Genomic DNA, 21,943 nt, shown 5'->3' with positions numbered 1-21,943 from the left:
GCCGGCGATAGGGCCAGTACAGTCAGCGCCAATCAGCAGTCAGTCAATTCCAGAAATACCGCCACCAAACGCTCCAACCCCACCTGGTCCGCCTCGCTGAAGCGCCCAAGCTTCGGGCTGTCCAGGTCCAGCACGCCAATCAACCTGCCCTCCTTCACCAGCGGAATCACCAGCTCGCTGTTGGACGCACTGTCGCAAGCAATGTGCCCGGGGAAGGCATGCACATCGTCCACCCGCTGGGTCTGCCGGGTGGCCGCCGCCGCGCCGCACACGCCTTTGCTGAACGCAATGCGCACGCAAGCCACCTGCCCCTGGAACGGGCCGAGCACCAGCTCTTCGTTGCGGTTGAGGTAGAACCCCGCCCAGTTCAGGTCGTCCACCTGGTGGTAGAGAAGCGCCGAAAACTGCGCGGCATTGGCGATGAAGTCGCGCTCGTCGGCAAACAGCGCCTGCACTTGCGCTGCCAGCAGGTTGTAGCCGTCGAGGCCGGCGCCACTGGCATTGAGGTCGATCATTTATTTCTGCTCCAACAATTGCAGCCCTACCCAGTAGCGGGCGAACTGATAGGCACAACGGCCATTACGGTTACCGCGGCCGGTGGCCCAGCGCACGGCAAGGATGTCGAGTTCTTCGCTGCGCTGCCAGGCAAGGCCGGCAGCCTGTGCCAGCTGGCCGATCCAATGCTCGACCACGTCGAGGAAGTGCTCCTGGGTGAAGGGGTAGAACGACAGCCACAGGCCAAAACGGTCGGACAGGGCGATCTTGTCTTCCACCGCTTCGCTGGGGTGCAGCTCGCCGTCGACGCGCTTCCAGTTCTCGTTGTCGCTCTCTTTCTCCGGCACCAGGTGGCGGCGGTTGGAGGTGGCGTACAGCAGCACGTTGTCCGGCGCCTGCTCCAGCGAGCCGTCGAGCACGCTCTTGAGCACCCGGTAGTCGCCCTCCCCGGCTTCGAACGACAGGTCGTCGCAGAACAGGATGAAGCGCTGTGGCAGCTTCTGCAGCTGCTCGACCACCCGCGGCAGGTCGGCCAGGTGGTCACGCTCGATCTCGATCAGGCGCAGCCCGGCACCGGCATGCTCGGCCAGCAAGGCGCGCACCAGCGACGATTTGCCGGTGCCGCGCGAGCCCCACAGCAAGGCGTGGTTGGCCGGCAGGCCGTGGATGAACTGGTGGGTGTTGCGGCCAAGCTGGTCACGTTGCTTGTCGACCCCGATCAGGTCGCTCAGGCGGATGTCCAGGCTCACTTCAAGCGGCATCAGGTAGCCAGTGCGGCCATCGCGCTGCCAGCGCGCAGCCAGGGTGGTGGACCAGTCGATGGTCGGGCGTGGCGCCGGCAACAGGGGTTCGAGACGCGCCAGCACCGATTCCGCGCGTTCCAGGAAAGCATTCAAGCGAGCGTCCATTGAGGACTCCTTCGGACTTCTGTTCTTTGGGGCCATTTCGCAGCCCATCTTCTGTAGGAGCGGCCTTGCGTCGCGAAAGGGTCGCGAAGCGGCCCCCTCAAAGGCAAGCTGCGAAGCTGAAATAGCCGGGGCTGCTGTGCAGCCCTTTCGCGACACAAGGCCGCTCCTACAGGCTATGCTTGCGCAGCGCAAGGGACGTGAAACCGGCTCGGGACTCATGGATATCAAGTTCACCAATCGCCTGTCATACAAGCAAGCCCGGTTGACAGTCCTGGTCGGCTTCATCCTGGGAACATTGCTCAGTCTCATCCAGATCGGCATCGATTATGCCAGCGAAGACGCATCCATCAACCGCGAAGTGCAGGCGCTGCTGCAAATCAGCCACAACCCGGCCTCGCGCATTGCCTACAACATCGATTCGGAACTGGCCCTGGAGCTGACCCGCGGCCTGCTGCAATCGCCCGCGGTGATCCGCGCCCGGCTGATCGACAACAACGAAACCGTGCTGGCCGACGTCGAGCGCGCGCGCCTGCAAGACAGCTACCGGCCCTTGAGCGATTTCCTGTTCGGCGAGCAGCGCCAGTTCCAGGACAAGCTGTACCTGACCCACATGCCCGAGGAGTACCTCGGCACCTTGTACCTGGAAGTCGACACCTTCGCCTTCGGCAGCCGCTTTCTCGACCGCGCCGAGGTCACCTTGCTCAGCGGCTTTGCCCGCAGCCTGGTGCTGACCGGCATCCTCCTAGGGCTGTTCTACTTCATGCTGACCAAGCCCCTGGTGACGGTGATCGGCGCCCTCAGCGGCGGCGACCCGCGAAAGCCGCGGCAAACCCGGGTGGACTGCCCGCCCGGCCACGAATTCGACGAAATCGGCGTGCTGGTCAAGGTCGCCAACCAGCAGTTCGTCAGCATGGCCACCGAAATCCAGCAGCGGCGCAGCGCCGAGAACCGCCTGACCGACTACCTCAACGAGCTGGAAAACATCGTCTCGGCGCGCACCGACGAGCTCAAGGCCATCAACAGCCGCCTGAGCCAGTCCAACCAGGAGCTGGAGGAAGCCCGCCAGCGGGCCCTGGACATGGCCCAGGCGCGCGCGGCGTTCCTGGCCAACATGAGCCACGAGATCCGTACCCCGCTCAACGGCATGCTCGGCATGATCGCCCTGGCCCTGGACAGCCCGCTGGCCAGCGAACCGCGCCAGCAGCTGGCAATCGCCCACGACTCGGGCAAGGTGCTGGTGGAGCTGCTCAACGATATCCTCGACCTGTCCAAGTTCGACGCCGGCCAACTGGAGCTCGAACGCATCCCGTTCGACATGGGGGCGATGGTCGAGGACACCGCCAACCTGCTGTCGCAGAACGCTGCGCAAAGCGTCGAACTGACCTGCCTGATCGCCAACGACTTCCCAAGCTCGGTGCTGGGTGACCCCACGCGCGTGCGCCAGGTGGTCAGCAACCTGCTGTCCAACGCGCTCAAGTTCACGCGTTTCGGCCGCGTCGACATCCGCCTGGTGCGCATCGTCGGCGGCGTGCGCCTGGAGGTCAGCGACACCGGCATCGGCATCCCCGAGGAGGCCCAGGCGCGGATCTTCCAGCCGTTCACCCAGGCCGGCGCCGGCATTACCCGCCAATATGGCGGCACCGGCCTGGGGCTGACCCTGACCCACAACCTGTGCAAGGCCATGCACGGGCGCCTGTACATCCACTCCGAGCCCGGCTTCGGCAGCCGCTTCAGCGCCGAACTGCCGCTGCCCATCCACACCGAGGCCATCGCCGCCGCGCCCCTGCACGGCCAGGTGCTGGCCTTGAGCGCCGCCGCCAGCGGCCTCATCGAGTTGTTGCAGGGCCTGCTGCCAAGCTGGGGGCTGAGCTACCAGCGCCACGACAGCGTCGCCAGCCTGCCCGCCGAGCGCGTCGACCTGCTGATCACCGATGACCTCGACCACCTGCTGCAACTGCGCCCCACCCTGAAGGCGCCGATCCTGCTGGTGACCGCCTACGGCAACTTCCTGCCCGCCGAGCAATCGGCGCAACTGGCGCCGCTGCACCAGCTGGCCCGGCCGCTGGCACGCAATGCCCTGTACCAGACGCTGCGGCGCATCCTCCAGGGCCATGCCCCGGAGCACCCGCTGGCAACCCCGGCGCTGAACGCTGCGGCTGGCCGTGCACGCATTCTCTTGGTTGAAGACAACCCGGTGAACCAGTTGGTGGCCAAGGGCATGCTGGCCAAGCTCGGCTGCCAGGTCACCCTGGCCACCCAGGGTGCCGAGGCCCTGGAGCTGCTGGCGCAGGATGATTTCGACCTGGTGCTGATGGACTGCAACATGCCGGTGATGGACGGCTATGAGGCCAGCCGGCGCATCCGCCAGAGCGGCCGCTGGCCCGACCTGCCGATCGTCGCCCTCACCGCCAACGCCATGCCCGAGGAACGCGAGCGCTGCCGCGCGGCAGGCATGAACGACTACCTGGCCAAGCCGTTTCGCCGCGAAGAGCTACTGGCGCTGATCGAGCACTGGGTGCCGCTCAGCGGCTGAGCAGGCGCTCGATGTCGGCTTCCAGGGCCTGGGGCTTGGTGGTGGGGGCAAAACGGGTGACCTTGCCGCTGGCCGGGTCGACCAGGAACTTGGTGAAGTTCCACTTGATCTTCTGCGACCCCAAAAGGCCCGGCGCCCGCTGCTTGAGCTCGACGAACAGCGGGTGGGTACCCGGGCCGTTGACCTCGACCTTGCGAAACAGCGGGAAGCTCACGCCGAAGTTGACCTCGCAGAATTGCGCGATCTCCCGCGCATCCCCCGGCTCCTGCTTGCCGAACTGGTTGCAGGGGAACCCAAGCACCACCAGGCCGCGCTCGCGGTAGGCCTGCCAGAGCTGCTCCAGGCCCTTGTACTGCGGGGTGAAGCCGCACTGACTGGCGGTGTTGACCACCAGCAGCGCCTTGCCCGGGAAGTCGCCCAGCACCTTGTGCTCGCCACCGAGGGTGACGCAGGGGATGTCCAGCATCGATGCGGCCATGGTCAGGCTCCGTCGCGGGGTTTGAAGTCCAGGCACACCGAGTTGATGCAGTAGCGCAGGCCGGTCGGTGGCGGGCCGTCGGGGAAGACGTGGCCCAGGTGGGCATCGCACTGGGCGCAGGTGACTTCGGTGCGGATCATGCCGTGGGAGGTGTCGCGGATCTCGACCATCGCGCTCTGTTCGATCGGCGCGTAGAAGCTTGGCCAGCCGCAGCCGGAGTCGAACTTGGCCTGCGAATCGAACAGCGCCAGGTCGCAGCAGATGCAGTGGTACACGCCTGCGCGGCGCTCGCTGTTGTACTTGCCACTGAACGGCCGCTCGGTGCCCTTCAGGCGGCACACCTGGTACTGCTCCGGGTCGAGCATCGCACGCCATTGTTCCAGGGTTTTGTCGATCTTTTGCATGGGGGGACCTCGGCAGGCTGAATTTCACCTCGCGCCGTCTTTTCCAGGGCGCGGGTGGCACGTATATTAGTTGGCTTCGTGTGCAAGGCTTCAAGTCTGGCACCCGCGCCCTGCCCTTTCAAACCTTTCGACGGCGGCGCACCGCGTATTCTCAATCGGGACCACATCATGCAGTTCAGCAAATCGAACAAGCTCGCCAATGTCTGCTACGACATTCGCGGCCCAGTGCTCAAGCACGCCAAACGCCTGGAAGAGGAAGGCCATCGCATCCTCAAGCTGAACATCGGCAACCCGGCGCCGTTTGGCTTCGAGGCGCCGGACGAAATTCTCCAGGATGTGATCCGCAACCTGCCCACCGCCCAGGGCTACAGCGACTCCAAGGGCCTGTTCAGCGCGCGCAAGGCGGTGATGCAGTACTGCCAGCAGAAGGAAATCGAAGGCGTCACCATCGAGGACATCTACCTGGGCAACGGTGTGTCCGAGCTGATCGTGATGTCCATGCAGGCGCTGCTCAACAACGGCGACGAAGTGCTGATCCCGGCCCCGGACTACCCGCTGTGGACCGCCGCCGTGAGCCTGGCCGGCGGCAAGCCGGTGCACTACCTGTGCGACGAGCAGGCCGACTGGTTCCCGGACCTTGAAGACATCAAGGCCAAGATCACCCCGAACACCAAGGCACTGGTAATCATCAACCCGAACAACCCGACCGGCGCCGTGTACTCCCGCGAGCTGCTGCTGGGCATGCTGGAGCTGGCCCGCCAGCACAACCTGGTGGTGTTCTCCGACGAGATCTACGACAAGATCCTCTACGACGAAGCCGTGCACATCAGCACCGCCTCGCTGGCCCCGGACCTGCTGTGCCTGACCTTCAACGGCCTGTCCAAGTCGTACCGGGTCGCCGGTTTCCGCTCCGGCTGGCTGATCATCTCCGGGCCCAAGCACCACGCCCAGAGCTACATCGAAGGCATCGACATGCTGGCCAACATGCGCCTGTGCGCCAACGTGCCGGCCCAGCATGCCATCCAGACCGCCCTGGGCGGCTACCAGAGCATCAACGACCTGGTGCTGCCGCCGGGCCGCCTGCTGGAGCAGCGCAACCGCACCTACGAGCTGCTCAACGACATCCCCGGCGTGAGCTGCGTGAAGCCGATGGGCGCGCTGTATGCGTTCCCGCGGATCGACCCGAAGGTCTGCCCGATTCTCAACGACGAGAAGTTCGCCCTGGACCTGCTGCTGTCCGAGAAGCTGCTGATCGTGCAGGGCACCGCCTTCAACTGGCCGTGGCCAGACCACTTCCGCGTGGTGACCTTGCCGCGGGTGGATGACCTGGAAGCGGCAATCGGCCGGATCGGCAACTTCCTGCGCACCTATTCGCAGTAAGGCATGCCTCCCCCACAGAAGCAGCACAAGGCTTGAGGCCTGTGCAGCCTTCTGTGGGAGCCGGCTTGCCGGCGATGGGCGGCAAAGCAGCCCCCCTACAAACGCCAACGACCGTTTCTTACATCCTGCAACGCTCTAGCTCACAGCCCCCGCCAGATCCTCTGCCATACTCCGCCGTACACAGTTTGAAATAGTCGCCCGATTGAATCCGTGCGATCGGCCCCTTATATACCCCGCATACGCAACAACCCTTCCGTCAGGAGAACGTAACAACCATGATGCGCATTCTGTTGTTTGTAGCCACCAACCTCGCGGTGGTGCTGGTTGCAAGCATTACCCTGAGCCTGTTCGGCTTCAACGGGTTCATGGCCGCCAACGGGGTTGACCTCAACCTCAGCAGCTTGCTGGTGTTCTGCGCCGTGTTCGGCTTCGCCGGCTCCCTGGTCTCGCTGTTCATCTCCAAGTGGATGGCGAAGATGACCACCGGCACCCAGATCATCAGCCAGCCGCGCACCCGCCACGAGCAGTGGCTGTTGCAGACGGTCGAAGAGCTGTCGCGCGAGGCCGGCATCAAGATGCCCGAAGTGGGTATCTTCCCGGCTTACGAGGCCAACGCCTTCGCCACCGGCTGGAACCGCAACGACGCCCTGGTGGCCGTTTCCCAGGGCCTGCTGGAGCGCTTCTCGCCCGATGAAGTGCGTGCCGTGCTGGCCCACGAGATCGGCCACGTGGCCAACGGTGACATGGTCACCCTGGCACTGGTGCAAGGCGTGGTGAACACCTTCGTGATGTTCTTCGCCCGCATCATCGGCAACTTCGTCGACAAGGTGATCTTCAAGAACGAAGAAGGCCAGGGTATCGCCTACTACGTGGCGACCATCGTCGCCGAGCTGGTGCTGGGCATTCTCGCCAGCATGATCGTCATGTGGTTCTCGCGCCGCCGCGAGTACCGCGCCGACGAAGCCGGTGCCCGCCTGGCCGGTACTGGCGCGATGATCGGTGCCCTGCAGCGCCTGCGTGTGGAACAGGGCCTGCCGGTGCACATGCCTGACACCCTGAAGGCGTTCGGCATCAACGGCGGCCTCAAGCACGGCCTGGCTGGCCTGCTGATGAGCCACCCGCCGCTGGAAGAGCGCATCGAGGCACTGCGCCGCCGCGGTTGATTCACCAGGCAAAACAAAGGGCGACTTCGGTCGCCCTTTTTCATTTGCCTGTACCGGCCCTATCGCCGGCAAGCCGACTCCCACAGGGCCAGCGATGATCAGTGTGGGAGCCGGCTTGCCGGCGATAGGGCCAGGCCAGGCATCAGAACCTCACGCGGTAGACCCGCTCGACCAAGCGCTGCACCCCTGCCTGCATGAACTTCGGGCTTTCCCCGATCACGTCCCGTGCCTCCACCTCTTGCACCTGCCACCCGGCAAACCCGGTCCGCACTTCCTCGTCCGCCACCGCAAACGGTGGCCCGGCCAACAGTTCCTGCTGATAGTCCAAGGTCACCAGCAGCCCGCTACCCCCAGGCAGCAGCCGCGAAAGCAAAGCCATGTAACGCGCCCGCATCGGCGCCGGCAGTGCAATCAGCGCCGCACGGTCATACAACCCCACGCAATCCGCCACATCCTCGGCCTGCAAGGCAAAGAAATCCCCGCACCACAGCTCAACCTCACCACTGCGCCAGACCTCGAACGGCCCTTGTTGCGTCACCTGCGCCTCAAGCCCCTGCTCCTGGAAAAAGTCCTCCACGGCCCGGCGCGACAGCTCGATGCCACGCACGCGGTAGCCCTGCCCCGCCAGCCAGGCCAGGTCCAGGCTCTTGCCGCACAATGGCACCAGCACCCGGCTGCCGGCAGGCAGGCCGAGCCCCGGCCAGTAGCGTTGCAGATAGGGGTTGGCCTGGGCCTGATGAAAGCCGATCTGGTTGTCGGCCCACTTTCGATGCCAGAACGCCGGCTCCATGTTTCCTCCTGGTTTTTCGATGGTTTGGGCAAAAATCTTATATTGGATGTCGATCGATAACTGATCGAAGATGGAGGCATCTTAACCTTCAGGACCTCACCATGCTGCCCAGCCTGTACATTTCCCACGGTTCCCCCATGCTTGCCCTGCAACCCGGTGCCAGCGGGCCGGCGCTGGCCAGGCTGGCCAATGCCCTGCCGCGGCCGAAGGCAATCGTGGTGGTGTCGGCGCACTGGGAGAGCCGCGAGCTGCTGGTGACCGGCAACCCCGCGCCCGAGACCTGGCATGACTTTCATGGCTTCCCAGCGGCGCTGTACGCCGTTCAGTACCCCGCACCCGGCCAGCCGCAACTGGCCGCCGACATCAGCGCACGGCTGAACGCCGCTGGCCTGCCGGCGCGCCTGGATGCCCAGCGGCCGTTCGACCATGGCGCCTGGGTGCCGATGTCGTTGATGTATCCCGATGCGAGCATTCCCATGGTCCAAGTGTCGCTACCCAGCCACCTGGGGCCGGCGCTGCAGCTCAAGGTCGGCCAGGCATTGGCCGGCTTGCGCGACGAGGGCGTGCTGCTGGTGGGGTCGGGGAGCATCACCCATAACCTGGGCGAGCTTGACTGGCATGCCGGGCCGGAGGTGATCGAACCCTGGGCACTGGCGTTCAGGAACTGGGTGGTGGAAAAGCTCGGCGAGGATGACCAGGCTGCGCTGCTGGGCTTCAAGCAACAGGCGCCGTTTGCGCTGCGCAACCATCCCAGTGATGAGCATTTCCTGCCGTTGTTCTTTGCCCTGGGGGCGGGGGGCAAATTTGCCATCGTGCACCAAGGGTTTACCCTGGGGGCGCTGGGGATGGATATTTATCGGTTCGGCTGAAGGGCCCTATCGCCGGCAAGCCGGCTCCCACATGCCGGCGATAAGGGCCGGCACAGGCAAAAAAAATCCCCGACCTAGGCCGGGGATTTTTTCATTGCGCCAGGATCAATCCTCGCGGTAGCGGCGCAGCTTCAGCTGCTTGCCGGCTACACGGGTGTCCTTGAGCTTGGTCAGCAGACGCTCCAGGCCATCTTCCGGCAGCTCGATCAGGCTGAAGCTGTCACGCACCTGGATACGGCCGATGGCGTCACGTGCCAGGCCACCCTCGTTGAGGATTGCACCCAGCAGGTTCTTGGCAGCGATGCCGTCACGGGCACCCAGGGCGGTGCGGCAACGCACGCGGCCTTCGGCCAGTGGCATCGGCGCGCGACGCTCGCGGTCGCCACCTTCGCGGCGCTCACTGCGCTCACCACGGTCAGCACGCTCGGTGCGCTCACCACGCGGGGCGAAGCTCGGCACCAGCGGCTGCTCGCGCTCTACTGCGGCCAGGTCCAGCGCTTGGCCATTGGTGGCCTTGCGCAGCAAGGCCGAGGCCAGGGCGCGGGCGCTGCAGCCCAGGTCAGTGGTCAGGCGGTCGAACAGCTCGCCGTGGGTGGCTTCGGCTTCGGCCACCAGCGGCGCCAGGCTCGAGGTCAGCTTCTTGATGCGCGCATCCAGTACCGCCTGGGCGTTCGGCAGGCGTGCTTCGGCAACCTTCTGCCCGGTCACGCGCTCGATCACCTGCAGCATGCGGCGCTCACGCGGGGTGACCAGCAGCAGTGCACGGCCTTCGCGACCCGCACGGCCGGTACGGCCGATACGGTGCACGTAGGATTCCGGGTCGTATGGCATGTCCACGTTGAACACGTGGGTGATGCGCGGTACGTCCAGGCCACGGGCGGCGACGTCGGTGGCGACGACGATGTCCAGGCGGCCATCCTTGAGCGAGTCGATCACGCGCTCACGCTGGTTCTGGGCGATGTCGCCGTTCAGCGCGGCAGCCTTGTAGCCCTTGGCTTCCAGCGCGGCGGCCAGGTCCAGGGTGGCTTGCTTGGTACGCACGAAGGCGATCAGCGCGTCGAACTCTTCGACTTCCAGCAGACGCAGCACAGCCGGGATCTTCTGGTCGGCATGCACCATCAGGTGAGCCTGGTCGATCGCGGTAACGGTCTGGGTCTTGCTCTGGATCTTGACGTGCTTGGGCTCGCGCAGGTGGCGTTCGGCGATCGAGCGGATCGACGACGGCAGGGTTGCGGAGAACAGCACGGTCTGGCGCGAGGCTGGGATGGCATCGAAGATCACTTCGAGGTCGTCCATGAAGCCCAGCTTGAGCATTTCGTCGGCTTCGTCCAGTACCAGGTACTGCACGGTGGACAGGACTTTCTCGTCACGACGCAGGTGGTCGCACAGACGGCCCGGGGTAGCGACGACGATTTGCGCGCCGTTGCGAATGGCACGCAGCTGTGGGCCCATCGGGGCACCACCGTACACGGCCACGACATTCACGCCCGGCATCTGCTTGGCGTAGGTTTCGAAAGCGGTAGCTACTTGCAGCGCCAACTCACGGGTTGGCGCCAGGATCAGGGCTTGCGGTTCGCGCTTGCTCACATCGATCTTGTTGAGGATCGGCAGGGCGAAGGCAGCGGTCTTGCCGGTGCCAGTCTGCGCCTGGCCGATCATGTCGTGACCGGCGAGGATGATCGGGATCGATTGTTGCTGAATGGCGGACGGCTCTTCGTAGCCGGTCGCCAGAACGGCAGCAACAATATTCGGATTGAGATCGAGAGCGGCGAAGCCGCCGGTTTCCTGGGTCATGGGTCTGCCTCTAGGTGCATCCGCAAAGACCCATGCTCCAAAGCTGCACATGCCTTGAAAGACCAAAAGGTCACCCAGGCAGCTTTGGCGGCGGGGATTTGCGAAAACGATTGAAAAAGAAAACTTGGGAAGGTCCGCCTAGCGGACGTGCAGCCGAAGCTGGACTCGGAGGATTTGCACCACCTGATTTTGAGGTCCGCTAAAAGACCGGCGCGTACTATACCCGAATTAACAGAAGGCAGTGAGGAAAATTTTCGGGGTTTGAGGCCAGTATGGGGCCATCAGCGATGGCTGGCTGAAACGTTACTTCTTGGTTGAAATCACTGGCCCCATCGTCGGCAAGCCGGCTCCCACAAGAACAGCACCGATCGGCATGGGTAGCCAGCTCCCACAAGAACAGCGCTGATCGGCGTGGGAGCCGGCTTGCCGGCGATAGGGCCACGAGCCACCCAGCAGATCTTCAGCTGGCCGGCCGAATCTCTCGGATCAATCCTTCAAGGCCATACCCCAGCCGCGGCGCCAGCGCCTCGGCCCGCGCCCGCACACCGTCCAGGTCCAGTTGCTGATCAAGGTCGGCCGGCACCAGCAGGATCACGTTGCCCTCCTTCACCGGCAGCTCCCAGTAATGCCGGTGGTACAGCCCGCGCAGCAGCGCCGCGCCCAGCGGCCTGCCGTCGTCGCTGGCCCACTGGTTGATCACCAGCCAGCCGCCCGGGTTGAGCTGCTTCTGGCAGTTTCCAAGGAAGTTCCAGGCCAGGTGCCCGACACCCGGCCCATGGTCGGTGTACAGGTCGACGAACAACAAGTCGGTCTTTTCCGCCGTGGGCAGCAGCTCCAGGGCGTCGCCAATGCGCACGTACAGCCGCGGGTCGTCGTCCAGGCCCATGTATTCCATGGCCAGGCGCGGCACATCGGCGCGCAGTTCGATGGCTTCGATATCCTCCAGCGGCAAGAACTTCATGCACGCCTGGGTCAGGGTGCCGGCGCCAAGGCCGAGGAACAGCGCGCTTTCTGGCTGCTCATGGCACAGCGCACCGACCAGCATGGCGCGGGTGTAGTCGTACTCCAGCCAGCTGGGGTCGGCGGTGAACACGCAGCTCTGCTCGATGGCATCGCCGAACTCGAGGAAGCGGTAGTCGTCCACCTCGTACACGCTGATCACGCCAAAGGCATCCTCGACCCGGGCCAACAGCCGCTCTTCCCGCTCCGTTGCCATCTACCTGCCACCTGCCCGCGCAAAACGCGCATTGTCCGCCAACGCCCCCGATGCAACAAGCGCGGCGGCAACTGTTACCATGGCAGGCATGCCCAAACCGACCAGACCGAGCCTGTGATGAACCGACCGTGGAGCCCTGACAGCTGGCGTGCCCTGCCGATCCAGCAGCAACCGACCTACCCCGATGCCGCGCACCTGCTCAAGGTCGAGCAGACCCTGGCCAGCTACCCGCCGCTGGTGTTCGCCGGCGAAGCGCGCGAGCTGCGCCGGCAGTTCGCCGAGGTCACCGAGGGGCGGGCCTTCCTGCTGCAGGGCGGCGACTGCGCAGAGAGCTTCGCCGAGTTCTCGGCGGCGAAAATCCGCGACACCTTCAAGGTGCTGCTGCAAATGGCCATCGTCATGACCTTTGCCGCCGGCTGCCCGGTGGTCAAGGTCGGGCGCATGGCCGGCCAGTTCGCCAAGCCGCGCTCCTCGGGCGACGAAACCATCGGCAACGTCACCCTGCCGGCCTACCGTGGCGACATCGTCAACGGCATCGGCTTCGACGAAAAAAGCCGCGTGCCGGACCCGGACCGCCTGCTGCAGGCCTACCACCAGGCCACTGCCAGCCTCAACCTGCTGCGCGCCTTCGCCCAGGGCGGCTTCGCCGACCTGCACCAAGTGCACAAGTGGAACCTGGACTTCATCGCCAACTCGGCGCTGGCCGACAAGTACCACCAGCTGGCCAGCCGCATCGACGAAACCCTCGCCTTCATGCGTGCCTGCGGCCTGGACAACGCCCCGCAACTGCGTGAAACCAGCTTCTTCACCGCCCACGAGGCGCTGCTGCTGAACTACGAAGAAGCCTTCGTGCGCCAGGACAGCCTGACCGGCGACTACTACGACTGCTCGGCGCACATGCTGTGGATCGGCGACCGCACCCGCCAGCTCGATGGCGCGCATGTGGAGTTTTTGCGCGGGGTGCACAACCCGATCGGGGTCAAGGTCGGCCCGAGCATGAACCCTGAAGAACTGATCCGCCTGATCGACACGCTCAACCCGAGCAACGACCCGGGCCGGCTCAACCTGATCGTGCGCATGGGGGCCGGCAAGGTCGGCGAGCACCTGCCTGGGCTGATCCGCACCGTCGAGCGCGAGGGGCGCAAGGTGCTGTGGAGCTCCGACCCGATGCACGGCAACACCATCAAGGCCAGCAGCGGCTACAAGACCCGCGACTTCGCGCAGATCCTCGATGAAGTGAAGCAGTTCTTCCAGGTGCATCAGGCCGAGGGCAGCCACGCCGGCGGCATCCATATCGAGATGACCGGGCAGAACGTCACCGAATGCATCGGCGGCGCCCGCCCGATCACCGAAGATGCGCTGTCAGACCGTTACCACACCCACTGCGACCCGCGCATGAACGCCGACCAGTCGCTGGAACTGGCCTTCCTGATCGCCGAAACCCTCAAGCAAGTGCGCCGCTGAGCAGCGCCCGACGCAACTGGCTGCCCTCCTCACGCGGGCAGTTCAGTTGCACCCGCTCAAGGCCCAGCCACCGGGCCAGGTGCAGCAGCTGCGCCGCCAGCGCCTGGTAACCCGCCTCGCCCAAGCCCGCTGCCTCGGCATGCACGGCGTGCACCGCCAGTTGCCCCTGCGCCCGCTCGGCGCGCAGGTCCACGCGCGCGGCAATGCGCCCATCGAACAGGAAGGGCAGCACGTAATAGCCGTAGACCCGCTTGTGGGCCGGGGTGTAGATCTCCAGGCGGTAACGGAAATCGAACAGCCGCTCGGTACGCTCGCGCTCCCAGACCAGTGAGTCGAATGGCGAGAGCAAGGCGCTGGTTGCGACTTGCCGGGGAATGCGCGGCGTACCGGCGCAGTAGGCAGGCTGCTTCCAGCCTTGCACCTGCACCGCTTGCAAGCGGCCATCGGCGAGCAGTTCGGCCAGCGCCGCCTTTGCCTGCCCAGGCTCCAGGCGGAAGTAGTCGCGCAGGTCACGCTCGGTCGCCACGCCCAAGGCTTGCGCGGCGTGCAGCATCAGGCCCTGGTGGGCTTCAGCCTCGCGCGGCTGGGGCAGGTCGAGGATCGCTCGTGGCAGTACCTTGTCCGGCACATCGTAGAGCCGTTCGAAGCCGCGCCTTCCTGCCACGGTCACCTCGCCGGCGGCGAACAGCCATTCCAGGGCGTGCTTTTCTTCACTCCAGTCCCACCAGGGGCCGGCGCGCTCCTGGCGCGTGGACAGGCTGCCGGCGCCCAGCGCGCCTTGTTCGCGCACGGCTCGCAGCACCCGGGCGATCACGTCCTGGCGCTCGCGGCCAAACTGCGCCAGCTGGCGGTAGATGCCGCGACCGTCAGCGGCATGGGCCATGCGCCAGCGCAGCAGTGGGTAAAGGCTCAAGGGCAGCAACGAGGCCTCGTGGCCCCAGTACTCGAACAGCTGGCGCTGCCGGCCACGGCCCCAGGCGAGCTGGTCGAGCATCGCGGGGGCGTAGTCGCCCAGGCGGGAGAACAACGGCAGGTAATGGGAGCGGACCAGGGCGTTGACCGAGTCGATCTGCACGACGCCCAAGCGCTGTAGCATGCGCTTGAGCGCGGGCAGCGTCGGGCAGGCTTGAGGCGGCTTGGCGAAACCCTGGGCAGACAAGGCCAGGCGCCGGGCCTGATTGATTGACAGCTTGAGCAACACTTCAGGCCTCCTGTGGGTGGCTGCTCGACTGCTTCGCGGGGCAAGCCCGCTGCCACGGATACCCCACTGCCTTGAGAACAGTGGAGCACCCGTGGCAGCGGGCTTGCCCCGCGAAGAGGCCGGCAAATACACCGACAAACTTAGCCTACTTGCGCAGCGGGTCATCCCAAAAGTGCCGCTCGGCCTCTTGCTGAATATCCGCCCTACTCAACCCCAGGTCGTGCAAGGTGGCATCGCTGAGGCGGGCCAGCTCGCGGCGCTGGCAATACAGCTCGTACCAGCGCAGCGGGCGGTCGGCAGCCGCGTGCCACAGGTGGTTCAGGGAGAAGGCAGGTTGCTGGATGGTGCTGACATGACCTTTCATCGTGAAGCCCTCCGTGTTGATGGCTCCAGTCTCAGGCCAGGCATAAGATCAATCCAACGAATGTTTCTGATGCCATGCATCTCGGAGATTGATGCAATGTCCCAGTACCAGAGCCTCGATGCCGACGTGCTGCGCACCTTCGTCGCCATCGCCGAGCAAGGTGGCTTCACCCGCGCCGGGGAAGTGGTCAACCGCACCCAGTCGGCCGTGAGCATGCAGATGAAACGCCTGGAGGAAGACATCCTGCAGCGCCAGCTTTTCGAGCGCGACGGCCGCCAGGTACGCCTGACCGCCGAGGGCCAGGTGCTGCTGGGCTATGCCCGGCGCATCCTCAAGTTGCATGGCGAAGTATTCAACACCCTGCGCATGCCGCACATGGTCGGGCTGGTGCGCATTGGCACCCCGGATGATTACGCCATGCGCTTTCTGCCGACGATCCTTTCCAGCTTTGCCCAGGCCTACCCCTTGGTGCAGGTGGAGGTGCATTGCGACTCGTCCAAGCAACTGCTGCTGCGCCAGGACCTGGACCTGACCATCGTCACCCGCGAGCCAGGCAATGAAGTGGGCCAGCTGCTGCGCCAGGAACGCCTGGTGTGGGCCGCTGCCGAAGGCTTTTGCCCACAGGAGCAACGGCCGATTCCACTGGCCCTGTTCAATACCGACTGCTTCTGCCGCGGCTGGACCTGCAATGCCCTGGAGGCCCAGGGTATCGACTACCGCATCGCCTACACCAGCCCCAGCCTGGCGGCGATCTTTGCCATCGTCACCGCAGGGCTGGCGGTGACGGCGCAGCTGCAGAGCCTGATTGCCGGCAACATCCGCATTCTCGGGGAGCAGGATGGGCTGCCGCAGTTGCCGGTGGCGAATGTGATGCTGTTGCGCAATACCCAGACCCAGTCGCCGATTACCGACTGCATGGCCGACTACATCGTCGAAGGGTTCCAGTGAACGGCAGGAGGTGCAGCCTGTGGGAGCCGGCTTGCCGGCGATTGGGCTGCGTAGCAGCCCCTAAAGCTCGAACCCGAGCATCACCGCACACACCACCAGAAACACGCAGAACATCCCGCGCAACACCTTCTCCGGCAGCGCATGGGCCAGGCGCACGCCCCAGCTGATACTCAGCAGCCCGCCCACCGCCAAAGGAATGCCCACGCTCCAGTCGACACTCTGGTGCACGCCATAGGTCAGCAGGGTCACCGTGGTACTCGGCGCCGCCAGCGCCAGCGACAGCCCTTGCGCCACCACCTGGGTGGTGCCGAACACGCTGGTCAGAATGGGCGTGGCCACCACCGCGCCGCCGACCCCGAACAAACCGCCCATGGTGCCGGCAAAGCTGCCCAGCACGCCCAGCCACGGCCAGGGATAACGCAGCTCGTTACTGGCCGGTGCCACCTTGAGGAACATCCGCGCCACGTTCCACACCGCCAGTGCCACCAGAAACCCGACGAACCCCAGGCGCATGGAATGCGCATCGATGCCCACCGCCCAGATCGAGCCCAGCCAGGCAAACAGGAAACTGCACAGCGACAGTGGCAGCGCATGGCGCAGCTCGATGCGGTTGCGCTGGTGGTAACGCCACAGCGCCAGCAGTACGTTGGGCACCACCATCACCAGCGCCGTGCCCTGCGCCAACTGCTGGTCCAGGCCGAACAACACCCCAAGCGCCGGGATGGCAATCAGCCCTCCACCAATGCCGAACAAGCCGCCCATGGTGCCCAGGGCCGCGCCCAGGGCGATATACAACAACCACTCGATCATCAGGGCCTCGTCCGCCTGCGTAAGTTATCCCCGCATGCTAACCAGCGCGCTCTGGCACGGAAACGCACAGCAACGCACAATGGCTGTGCGTTTCATGCATAAGCAAGGTTGCCCCATGAGCCCAGATACCCTGACCGACCAACTGAGCCTGTTCCTCGATGTGCTGGAGGCCGGCAGCTTTTCCGCCGCCGCGCGCCGCCACCCGCTGACCCCCTCTGCCGTGGCCCGGCGCATCGACAACCTGGAAAGCGCAGTGGGCAGCCGCCTGTTCACCCGCAGCACCCACGCCGTGCGCGCCACCCCGGCCGGCAAGGCCTTTGCCGAACGCGCCCGGCGCATCATCGAGGAACTGCGCCTGGCCCGCGCCGAAGCGGTGTCGCTGAGCAATGCCCCGGAAGGCCTGATCCGCATCGATGCCCCCGCCGCCTTCGGCCGCCGCCACCTGGCCCCGGCCATTGCCGACTTCCTGGTGGCATACCCGGGCCTGGACGTGCAACTGCGGCTGATCGACAGCTTCGTCGACCTGCACGGCAGCCACCTGGGCGAAGTCGACCTGGTGCTGCGCGCAGGCCCCTTGGCCGACACGCGCCTGGTGGCCACGCCGCTGGCGTACATGGTGCGCATCGCCTGCGCCAGCCCCGCCTACCTTGCCAGCCGCGGCCTGCCCGATTGCCCCAGCCAGCTGCCCGAACACGACGGCCTGGACTGGGACGGCCTGGCACCGCCCTTCGCCTGGCGCTTCACGGTGCAAGGCCAGGCACGCCAGTTCCGCCCCTCGCGCATGCGCATGACCGCCAACAACGCCGAAACCCTGCTGTTCGGCGCCCTGGCCGGCCTTGGCATCGCCCACTTGCCGACCTGGCTGATCAGCGACTACCTGCTGCGCGGCGAACTGGTGCCGCTGTTCTGCCACAACGGCCTGCCGGCGGCGGAGTCCAGCGGCATTTATGCGCTGCGCCTGGAACATGAAACGAACTCTCGCAGTCGCTTGCTGCTCGAATTCCTCAAGAGCCGCTTCAGCCCGATCCCGCCGTGGGACCTGGCGCTGCGCAGCGAATTGCGCTGGCAATGAGCGCACTAATCATCAGCGTGCTAGATTTCTCTATCGATGACATTCAAGGACCTGCATGAACGCCGACACCCACGCCTCCTGTGACGAGCTGCTGCTGGACAACCAGGTCTGTTTCGCCCTGCACTCCACCTCGTTGCTGATGACCAAGGTCTACAAGCCCCTGCTCCAGGCACTGGGCCTGACCTACCCGCAGTACCTGGCCATGCTCGTGCTGTGGGAGCAGGACGGGCGCACGGTGGGCGAAATCAGCCAGCACCTGTTGACCGACCCCGGCTCGCTCACGCCCCTGCTCAAGCGCCTGGAAAGCGAAGGCCTGCTCGAACGCAACCGCAGCCGCGAGGATGAACGGGTGGTGCTGGTGCACCTGACCGACAAAGGGCGAGCCCTGCAAGAGCAAGCCAAGGCGGTACCACCGTGCATCCTCAAGGCCAGCGGCCGCAGCCTGGAACGCCTCAAGCAACTGCAAGCGGACTTGCTCGACCTGCGCAACAACCTGCAAGAGCACCTCTGAGGGCTAAGCTGTGTGATGCCCGTTCCGATGGACGGTGAGTATTTATCTTGCGCGCAAATTAATTGCGCGCTAATTTAAATCCCGTACCCACCCGGCGCACCTGCCTTGACCAGGGCGCACAGCACATTCGCGAGGCTCATCATGCAAAAGGTCACTCCCCTGTACATCGCAGAAGCCACTTCCACCGGCGGTCGCGACGGCCAATCCCGCTCCAGCGACGGCAAGCTGCAAGTCAAGCTGAGCACCCCCAAGGAACTGGGCGGTGCGGGCGGTGACGGCACCAACCCCGAGCAGATGTTCGCCGCCGGCTACTCGGCCTGCTTCATTGGCGCGCTGAAGTTCGTCGCCGGCCAGGAGAAGAAACAACTGCCCGCCGACGCCTCGATCACTGCCAAGGTCGGCATCGGCCAGATCCCAGGCGGTTTCGGCCTGGATATCGACCTGCACATCAACCTGCCGGGCCTGGCCCAGGCCGACGCTGAAGGGCTGGTGGAAAAGGCGCACAAGGTCTGCCCGTACTCCAACGCCACCCGCGGTAATGTCGATGTGCGGTTGCATGTGACGGTGTAAATCGCAGGCACAAAAAAACCCGGCCAAGGCCGGGTTTTTCGTGCTCATCACAAGAAGAATTACTTCTTGGAACGGCCCTTGAAGCTGTTGTCGCGAGTGTCGATGTCGATCCACTCGTCGATCTGGATGAAGTCGGCAACCTGAATCTCGGTACCGTTCTTCAGCTTGGCAGGCTTCATGACCTTGCCGGAGGTGTCGCCACGGGCAGCGTTCTCGGTGTAGGTAACCTGACGGCTGATGGTGGTCGGCAGTTCTACCGATACCAGGCGGCCTTCGAAGAACACGGCTTCGCAGATGTCTTCCATGCCTTCTTCGATGTACGGCAGAACGGCGTCGATGTCTTCGGCGTTCAGTTCGTACATGGTGTAGTCGGTGGTGTCCATGAAGGTGTACGAGTCACCGCTGATGAACGACAGGGTCGCTTCTTTGCGATCCAGGATCACGTCGTCCAGCTTGTCGTCGGCACCGTAGACGGTTTCGGTCTTGTAGCCGGTCAGCAGGTTCTTCAGCTTGGTCTTCATGATCGCGCTGTTGCGACCCGACTTGGTGAATTCGGCTTTCTGTACCAGCCACGGGTCGTTGTCGATCCGCAGTACGGTACCGGGTTTCAGTTCTTTACCAGTTTTCATTACGAAGTATCCGAATCTGGATGGATTTATAAAAATCGAGGCCGCGTATCATAGCGAATTTCGGTAAAACTGTACTAGCGCCTTGGCAAGGTCCGGCCGAGCGGCCTGCCGGGCCGCCCAATCGCGGGCATGCTGCTGCAGTTGCGGCCAATGTTTGCGGGCCGCTTGCCAGGCCTGGCGCATGTCGTGGTCCATGTTCCAGGCACGCCATAATGCCATCAGCGCCTGTGCGGCATCGTCCGACAAGCCTTGCCGATAATGCCCAAGGAACGCTTCGAGCTTTTCCCAATGGGCGTTTTCTTCCTGCACGTAGATGTGCCAGAGCATGGGGCGCCCGGCCCACTGTGCGCGCACGAACGAATCCTCACCGCGCACGGCATTGAAGTCGCAGCACCAGAGCAGGCGGTCGTAGTCGTCCTGGCTGACGAACGGCAGCACCTGCACGGTCAGCGCGCCGCGCCGGTGCAGGTCGCCCACTGCAAGCGCGGGTTCGCCCAGCCAGTTGGCCAGGTCCCCCAGGATGCGCCCACTGGGCACTACCAGGTGAGTGGCACAGCTGTCTGCGGCCAGCGCATCGAGCCAAGCGCCCAGTTGCGGGTTTTCGTAGGCGAACAGCGAAATCAGCTGTGCACCCTTCGCCGGCTGAACACCCAGCCCCTGCAAGAACGCCGTGCGCGCCTCGGGCGACTGCTGCAAGGCATCACGCTGCGCCAGCAATGGCGCCTCGCGCAGCAACCCACCGGTCTTGTCGGTGAACCCCGGGAAGAAGAACACCTTGCGCAGGCCATTGGCTTGCGGCGACGGCAGGCCGTGGCAACCCTCGACCCAGTCTTCGGCGCTGAGGTAATCCAGGTTCAGCCACAACGGCGGCGTAACGCGGGCACGCATCGCCTCGATGTACGGCGCCGGCAGCTGGCAGGCAAAGGCACCGATGACCACGTCCGCAGGCTCCACTGGCTGCCACTGGGCGGGCCAGGCACGCACCTCCACGCCCTGCTGCCATTGCTGCGCGGCACTGGCATCAGCGCCCGGGCACATGGGCACGAAGGCGTTCAGGTCGTCCACCCACAGGCGCACCGCCAGGCCGTGCTCGGCCACCAGCTGCCGAGCCAGGCGCCAGGTCACGCCGATGTCGCCATAGTTGTCGACGACGGTGCAGAAAATGTCCCAGGTGACCTTCATGTGCCCTCCGCTCGCCCTGCGCAAAAACCGCGAATTCTGCGGCTAAATTGTCGCCGACAAAAGCGCCGGCGCTGAAATTTCGCCCGAGGCCATGCGACAATGGCGCCTCGACCCGCCCTGCCAGGAGGCCGCCATGCCCCGCCACCGTGAACTGAAGATCACCCTCAAGCCCCTGCAGCTCATCGTTTGCGTGGCCTTTGGCCTGTGGCTCGGCGCCGTGGCCATCGCCCTGAGCCTGTGGCTGGCCCTGCGGCTGTGGCCAGAGCAGGTGCAGCCGGTGGCCCAGGTACTCGCCCCGGCCGTTGCCGGCAAAGCGCCAGCGCCCGCAGCACCTGCCGATGCGCAAGGCGAGATGTTCGAGCGCTACAAGGCCATCCTGCACAAGCAGGAGCTGCAGCAGGCCGCCGAGGCCGCCCAGGGCAACCCGCGCAACCTCAACAGCCCCAAGTGCCAGTTCTGGCTGTCGCAGAACCGCACTGCGCCAACCGACAAGAGCCAGGCCAACGTGCTGGAGTTCTGTTACTGATCATGGACAAGGCCACCCTGCTCAGCGGCATCATCGCCGCCCTGGAAGCGGACATGGAGGTGCTGCGCCGCGCGGCGCAGACCGCCTACGAAACCGCTACCGCCGAAGAGAACATCGCCGAGAACAAGTATGACACCCTGGGCCTGGAGGCTTCGTATCTGGCCACCGGCCAGGCCCGGCGCACGGCCGAAATTCGCCAGGCGTTGCTGACCTACCAGCAGTTGCTGCTGCGTGACTACGACCCGGCGCGGGGCGTGCAGGTGAGCAACCTGGTGACGCTGGAGGATGAGGATGGCGGGCAGCGGTTGCTGTTTCTGGGGCCAGAGGCAGCGGGGCTGAAGATTGGCGAGGGGGATGGGTTGGTGACCGTGATTACCCCGCGCTCGCCCCTGGGGCAGTTGCTGGTTGGCAGGAAGATCGACGATGAGGTGAGCCTGGGGGCGCAGGTGCTCTTCGTTATCGCGGTTGCCTGAGCGGGCTCTATCGCCGGCAAGCCGGCTCCCACAGGTGCTCCACTGCTCTCAGGTTCAGCGCAAGATCTTGTGGGAGATTCTATGGTTGGGGGCAAAGTTTTTTGCCCCCGTTACTGATGTATTCGCTTTGGTTTTTCATCAGGGCGAACGCAATTCTGGCTAA

Annotated in this window: 22 protein-coding genes and 1 pseudogene; 11 read left to right on the top strand and 12 right to left on the bottom strand. The window is 64.9% G+C overall.

The window, feature by feature from the left end; all coding sequences use genetic code 11:
- Positions 1-32 precede the first annotated feature (32 nt).
- Positions 33-515 carry a GAF domain-containing protein gene (locus tag ACIPG5_RS00115; protein WP_401372693.1) on the bottom strand — a complete coding sequence of 161 codons (483 nt, stop codon included), beginning with the start codon at positions 513-515 and terminating at the stop codon, positions 33-35.
- Positions 516-1,403: an ATP-binding protein gene (locus tag ACIPG5_RS00110; RefSeq protein ID WP_236236176.1), complete on the bottom strand. Its 888-nt coding sequence runs from the start codon at positions 1,401-1,403 to the stop codon at positions 516-518. It abuts the gene before it with no gap.
- Between the two features lie 175 nt (positions 1,404-1,578).
- Between ACIPG5_RS00110 and ACIPG5_RS00105 the strand changes: the two genes are divergently transcribed.
- Positions 1,579-3,936 carry a response regulator gene (locus ACIPG5_RS00105; protein ID WP_401372690.1) on the top strand — a complete coding sequence of 786 codons (2,358 nt, stop codon included), beginning with the start codon at positions 1,579-1,581 and terminating at the stop codon, positions 3,934-3,936.
- Here ACIPG5_RS00105 and ACIPG5_RS00100 read toward each other — a convergent pair.
- Entirely contained in the window at positions 3,926-4,414 is a 489-nt protein-coding gene (locus ACIPG5_RS00100; protein WP_401372687.1) for a glutathione peroxidase, read from the bottom strand. The two genes, ACIPG5_RS00105 and ACIPG5_RS00100, sit on opposite strands and share 11 nt — an antisense overlap.
- 2 nt (positions 4,415-4,416) lie before the next feature.
- On the bottom strand, positions 4,417-4,818 hold the full coding sequence (msrB, locus tag ACIPG5_RS00095; RefSeq protein ID WP_176512063.1) for a peptide-methionine (R)-S-oxide reductase MsrB: 402 nt from the start codon (positions 4,816-4,818) through the stop codon (positions 4,417-4,419).
- A 168-nt stretch (positions 4,819-4,986) separates the two neighbouring features.
- Here msrB and ACIPG5_RS00090 point away from each other — a divergent pair, with 168 nt between their 5' ends.
- Both ACIPG5_RS00090 and htpX read left to right on the top strand, forming a co-directional pair.
- Positions 4,987-6,198, top strand: a complete 1,212-nt coding sequence (locus tag ACIPG5_RS00090) for a pyridoxal phosphate-dependent aminotransferase (protein ID WP_039603103.1) — start codon at positions 4,987-4,989, stop codon at positions 6,196-6,198.
- 275 nt (positions 6,199-6,473) lie between these two features.
- The gene (gene htpX, locus ACIPG5_RS00085; RefSeq protein WP_176512062.1) at positions 6,474-7,361 is read left to right on the top strand and encodes a protease HtpX; all 888 of its coding nucleotides are present in this window, start codon (positions 6,474-6,476) and stop codon (positions 7,359-7,361) included.
- A gap of 142 nt (positions 7,362-7,503) precedes the next feature.
- On the opposite strand, the gene ACIPG5_RS00080 is transcribed toward htpX, so the two are convergent.
- On the bottom strand, positions 7,504-8,151 hold the full coding sequence (locus tag ACIPG5_RS00080; protein WP_401372682.1) for a thiopurine S-methyltransferase: 648 nt from the start codon (positions 8,149-8,151) through the stop codon (positions 7,504-7,506).
- Between the two features lie 101 nt (positions 8,152-8,252).
- On the opposite strand from ACIPG5_RS00080, the gene ACIPG5_RS00075 reads away from it, so the two are divergent.
- Positions 8,253-9,020 carry a DODA-type extradiol aromatic ring-opening family dioxygenase gene (locus ACIPG5_RS00075; protein ID WP_401372679.1) on the top strand — a complete coding sequence of 256 codons (768 nt, stop codon included), beginning with the start codon at positions 8,253-8,255 and terminating at the stop codon, positions 9,018-9,020.
- 105 nt (positions 9,021-9,125) lie between these two features.
- Here ACIPG5_RS00075 and ACIPG5_RS00070 read toward each other — a convergent pair.
- Positions 9,126-10,848: pseudogene (locus tag ACIPG5_RS00070) on the bottom strand (DEAD/DEAH box helicase).
- Positions 10,849-11,274: 426 nt separating this feature from the next.
- Positions 11,275-12,030 (bottom strand): spermidine synthase, encoded by a 756-nt coding sequence (locus ACIPG5_RS00065; RefSeq protein ID WP_236236170.1) that lies wholly within the window; start codon positions 12,028-12,030, stop codon positions 11,275-11,277.
- Positions 12,031-12,147: 117 nt separating this feature from the next.
- Between ACIPG5_RS00065 and ACIPG5_RS00060 the strand changes: the two genes are divergently transcribed.
- On the top strand, positions 12,148-13,494 hold the full coding sequence (locus tag ACIPG5_RS00060; protein WP_236236169.1) for a class II 3-deoxy-7-phosphoheptulonate synthase: 1,347 nt from the start codon (positions 12,148-12,150) through the stop codon (positions 13,492-13,494).
- Here ACIPG5_RS00060 and ACIPG5_RS00055 read toward each other — a convergent pair.
- Both ACIPG5_RS00055 and ACIPG5_RS00050 read right to left on the bottom strand, forming a co-directional pair.
- Positions 13,475-14,695, bottom strand: coding sequence for a winged helix-turn-helix domain-containing protein (locus tag ACIPG5_RS00055; protein ID WP_401372675.1), 1,221 nt, complete (start codon positions 14,693-14,695; stop codon positions 13,475-13,477). The genes ACIPG5_RS00060 and ACIPG5_RS00055 overlap by 20 nt on opposite strands.
- 145 nt (positions 14,696-14,840) lie before the next feature.
- On the bottom strand, positions 14,841-15,059 hold the full coding sequence (locus ACIPG5_RS00050) for a DUF1127 domain-containing protein (protein WP_176512055.1): 219 nt from the start codon (positions 15,057-15,059) through the stop codon (positions 14,841-14,843).
- Between the two features lie 96 nt (positions 15,060-15,155).
- Here ACIPG5_RS00050 and ACIPG5_RS00045 point away from each other — a divergent pair, with 96 nt between their 5' ends.
- Positions 15,156-16,007 (top strand): LysR substrate-binding domain-containing protein, encoded by an 852-nt coding sequence (locus ACIPG5_RS00045; protein ID WP_401372672.1) that lies wholly within the window; start codon positions 15,156-15,158, stop codon positions 16,005-16,007.
- A 60-nt stretch (positions 16,008-16,067) separates the two neighbouring features.
- Here the strand turns inward: ACIPG5_RS00045 and ACIPG5_RS00040 are convergent, their stop codons facing one another.
- Positions 16,068-16,817 (bottom strand): sulfite exporter TauE/SafE family protein, encoded by a 750-nt coding sequence (locus ACIPG5_RS00040; protein WP_176512053.1) that lies wholly within the window; start codon positions 16,815-16,817, stop codon positions 16,068-16,070.
- A gap of 115 nt (positions 16,818-16,932) precedes the next feature.
- On the opposite strand from ACIPG5_RS00040, the gene ACIPG5_RS00035 reads away from it, so the two are divergent.
- From ACIPG5_RS00035 to ACIPG5_RS00025, 3 genes are all read left to right on the top strand, one after another.
- Positions 16,933-17,889 carry a LysR family transcriptional regulator gene (locus ACIPG5_RS00035; RefSeq protein ID WP_401372669.1) on the top strand — a complete coding sequence of 319 codons (957 nt, stop codon included), beginning with the start codon at positions 16,933-16,935 and terminating at the stop codon, positions 17,887-17,889.
- 55 nt (positions 17,890-17,944) lie between these two features.
- Positions 17,945-18,400: a MarR family winged helix-turn-helix transcriptional regulator gene (locus ACIPG5_RS00030; RefSeq protein ID WP_176512051.1), complete on the top strand. Its 456-nt coding sequence runs from the start codon at positions 17,945-17,947 to the stop codon at positions 18,398-18,400.
- Positions 18,401-18,541: 141 nt separating this feature from the next.
- Positions 18,542-18,970 (top strand): organic hydroperoxide resistance protein, encoded by a 429-nt coding sequence (locus ACIPG5_RS00025; RefSeq protein WP_401372666.1) that lies wholly within the window; start codon positions 18,542-18,544, stop codon positions 18,968-18,970.
- Positions 18,971-19,029: 59 nt separating this feature from the next.
- Here the strand turns inward: ACIPG5_RS00025 and efp are convergent, their stop codons facing one another.
- Together efp and earP are read right to left on the bottom strand one after the other, a co-directional pair.
- Positions 19,030-19,599: an elongation factor P gene (gene efp, locus ACIPG5_RS00020; protein WP_011532839.1), complete on the bottom strand. Its 570-nt coding sequence runs from the start codon at positions 19,597-19,599 to the stop codon at positions 19,030-19,032.
- A 48-nt stretch (positions 19,600-19,647) separates the two neighbouring features.
- The gene (gene earP, locus ACIPG5_RS00015) at positions 19,648-20,781 is read right to left on the bottom strand and encodes an elongation factor P maturation arginine rhamnosyltransferase EarP (RefSeq protein WP_401372663.1); all 1,134 of its coding nucleotides are present in this window, start codon (positions 20,779-20,781) and stop codon (positions 19,648-19,650) included.
- Positions 20,782-20,914: 133 nt separating this feature from the next.
- On the opposite strand from earP, the gene ACIPG5_RS00010 reads away from it, so the two are divergent.
- Both ACIPG5_RS00010 and ACIPG5_RS00005 read left to right on the top strand, forming a co-directional pair.
- Entirely contained in the window at positions 20,915-21,307 is a 393-nt protein-coding gene (locus ACIPG5_RS00010) for a hypothetical protein (protein WP_401372660.1), read from the top strand.
- A 2-nt stretch (positions 21,308-21,309) separates the two neighbouring features.
- On the top strand, positions 21,310-21,780 hold the full coding sequence (locus ACIPG5_RS00005; protein ID WP_401372657.1) for a transcription elongation factor GreAB: 471 nt from the start codon (positions 21,310-21,312) through the stop codon (positions 21,778-21,780).
- Positions 21,781-21,943 lie beyond the last annotated feature (163 nt).

The organism is Pseudomonas sp. NPDC087029 (assembly GCF_044745345.1).
Taxonomy (GTDB): domain Bacteria; phylum Pseudomonadota; class Gammaproteobacteria; order Pseudomonadales; family Pseudomonadaceae; genus Aquipseudomonas; species Aquipseudomonas faucium.
The sequence above is the reverse complement of the archived record's forward strand: the minus strand, read 5'-3'. Positions and strand labels throughout refer to the sequence as shown.

Excerpts from the sequence above, each read along its gene's own strand:
- ACIPG5_RS00115 (WP_401372693.1), bottom strand. The coding sequence starts at position 515 with ATGATCGACCTCAATGCCAGTGGCGCCGGCCTCGACGGCTACAACCTG.
- ACIPG5_RS00110 (WP_236236176.1), bottom strand. The coding sequence starts at position 1,403 with ATGGACGCTCGCTTGAATGCTTTCCTGGAACGCGCGGAATCGGTGCTG.
- ACIPG5_RS00105 (WP_401372690.1), top strand. The coding sequence starts at position 1,579 with ATGCTTGCGCAGCGCAAGGGACGTGAAACCGGCTCGGGACTCATGGAT.
- ACIPG5_RS00100 (WP_401372687.1), bottom strand. The coding sequence starts at position 4,414 with ATGGCCGCATCGATGCTGGACATCCCCTGCGTCACCCTCGGTGGCGAG.
- msrB (WP_176512063.1), bottom strand. The coding sequence starts at position 4,818 with ATGCAAAAGATCGACAAAACCCTGGAACAATGGCGTGCGATGCTCGAC.
- ACIPG5_RS00090 (WP_039603103.1), top strand. The coding sequence starts at position 4,987 with ATGCAGTTCAGCAAATCGAACAAGCTCGCCAATGTCTGCTACGACATT.
- htpX (WP_176512062.1), top strand. The coding sequence starts at position 6,474 with ATGATGCGCATTCTGTTGTTTGTAGCCACCAACCTCGCGGTGGTGCTG.
- ACIPG5_RS00080 (WP_401372682.1), bottom strand. The coding sequence starts at position 8,151 with ATGGAGCCGGCGTTCTGGCATCGAAAGTGGGCCGACAACCAGATCGGC.
- ACIPG5_RS00075 (WP_401372679.1), top strand. The coding sequence starts at position 8,253 with ATGCTGCCCAGCCTGTACATTTCCCACGGTTCCCCCATGCTTGCCCTG.
- ACIPG5_RS00065 (WP_236236170.1), bottom strand. The coding sequence starts at position 12,030 with ATGGCAACGGAGCGGGAAGAGCGGCTGTTGGCCCGGGTCGAGGATGCC.
- ACIPG5_RS00060 (WP_236236169.1), top strand. The coding sequence starts at position 12,148 with ATGAACCGACCGTGGAGCCCTGACAGCTGGCGTGCCCTGCCGATCCAG.
- ACIPG5_RS00050 (WP_176512055.1), bottom strand. The coding sequence starts at position 15,059 with ATGAAAGGTCATGTCAGCACCATCCAGCAACCTGCCTTCTCCCTGAAC.
- ACIPG5_RS00045 (WP_401372672.1), top strand. The coding sequence starts at position 15,156 with ATGTCCCAGTACCAGAGCCTCGATGCCGACGTGCTGCGCACCTTCGTC.
- ACIPG5_RS00040 (WP_176512053.1), bottom strand. The coding sequence starts at position 16,817 with ATGATCGAGTGGTTGTTGTATATCGCCCTGGGCGCGGCCCTGGGCACC.
- ACIPG5_RS00035 (WP_401372669.1), top strand. The coding sequence starts at position 16,933 with ATGAGCCCAGATACCCTGACCGACCAACTGAGCCTGTTCCTCGATGTG.
- ACIPG5_RS00030 (WP_176512051.1), top strand. The coding sequence starts at position 17,945 with ATGAACGCCGACACCCACGCCTCCTGTGACGAGCTGCTGCTGGACAAC.
- ACIPG5_RS00025 (WP_401372666.1), top strand. The coding sequence starts at position 18,542 with ATGCAAAAGGTCACTCCCCTGTACATCGCAGAAGCCACTTCCACCGGC.
- efp (WP_011532839.1), bottom strand. The coding sequence starts at position 19,599 with ATGAAAACTGGTAAAGAACTGAAACCCGGTACCGTACTGCGGATCGAC.
- earP (WP_401372663.1), bottom strand. The coding sequence starts at position 20,781 with ATGAAGGTCACCTGGGACATTTTCTGCACCGTCGTCGACAACTATGGC.
- ACIPG5_RS00010 (WP_401372660.1), top strand. The coding sequence starts at position 20,915 with ATGCCCCGCCACCGTGAACTGAAGATCACCCTCAAGCCCCTGCAGCTC.
- ACIPG5_RS00005 (WP_401372657.1), top strand. The coding sequence starts at position 21,310 with ATGGACAAGGCCACCCTGCTCAGCGGCATCATCGCCGCCCTGGAAGCG.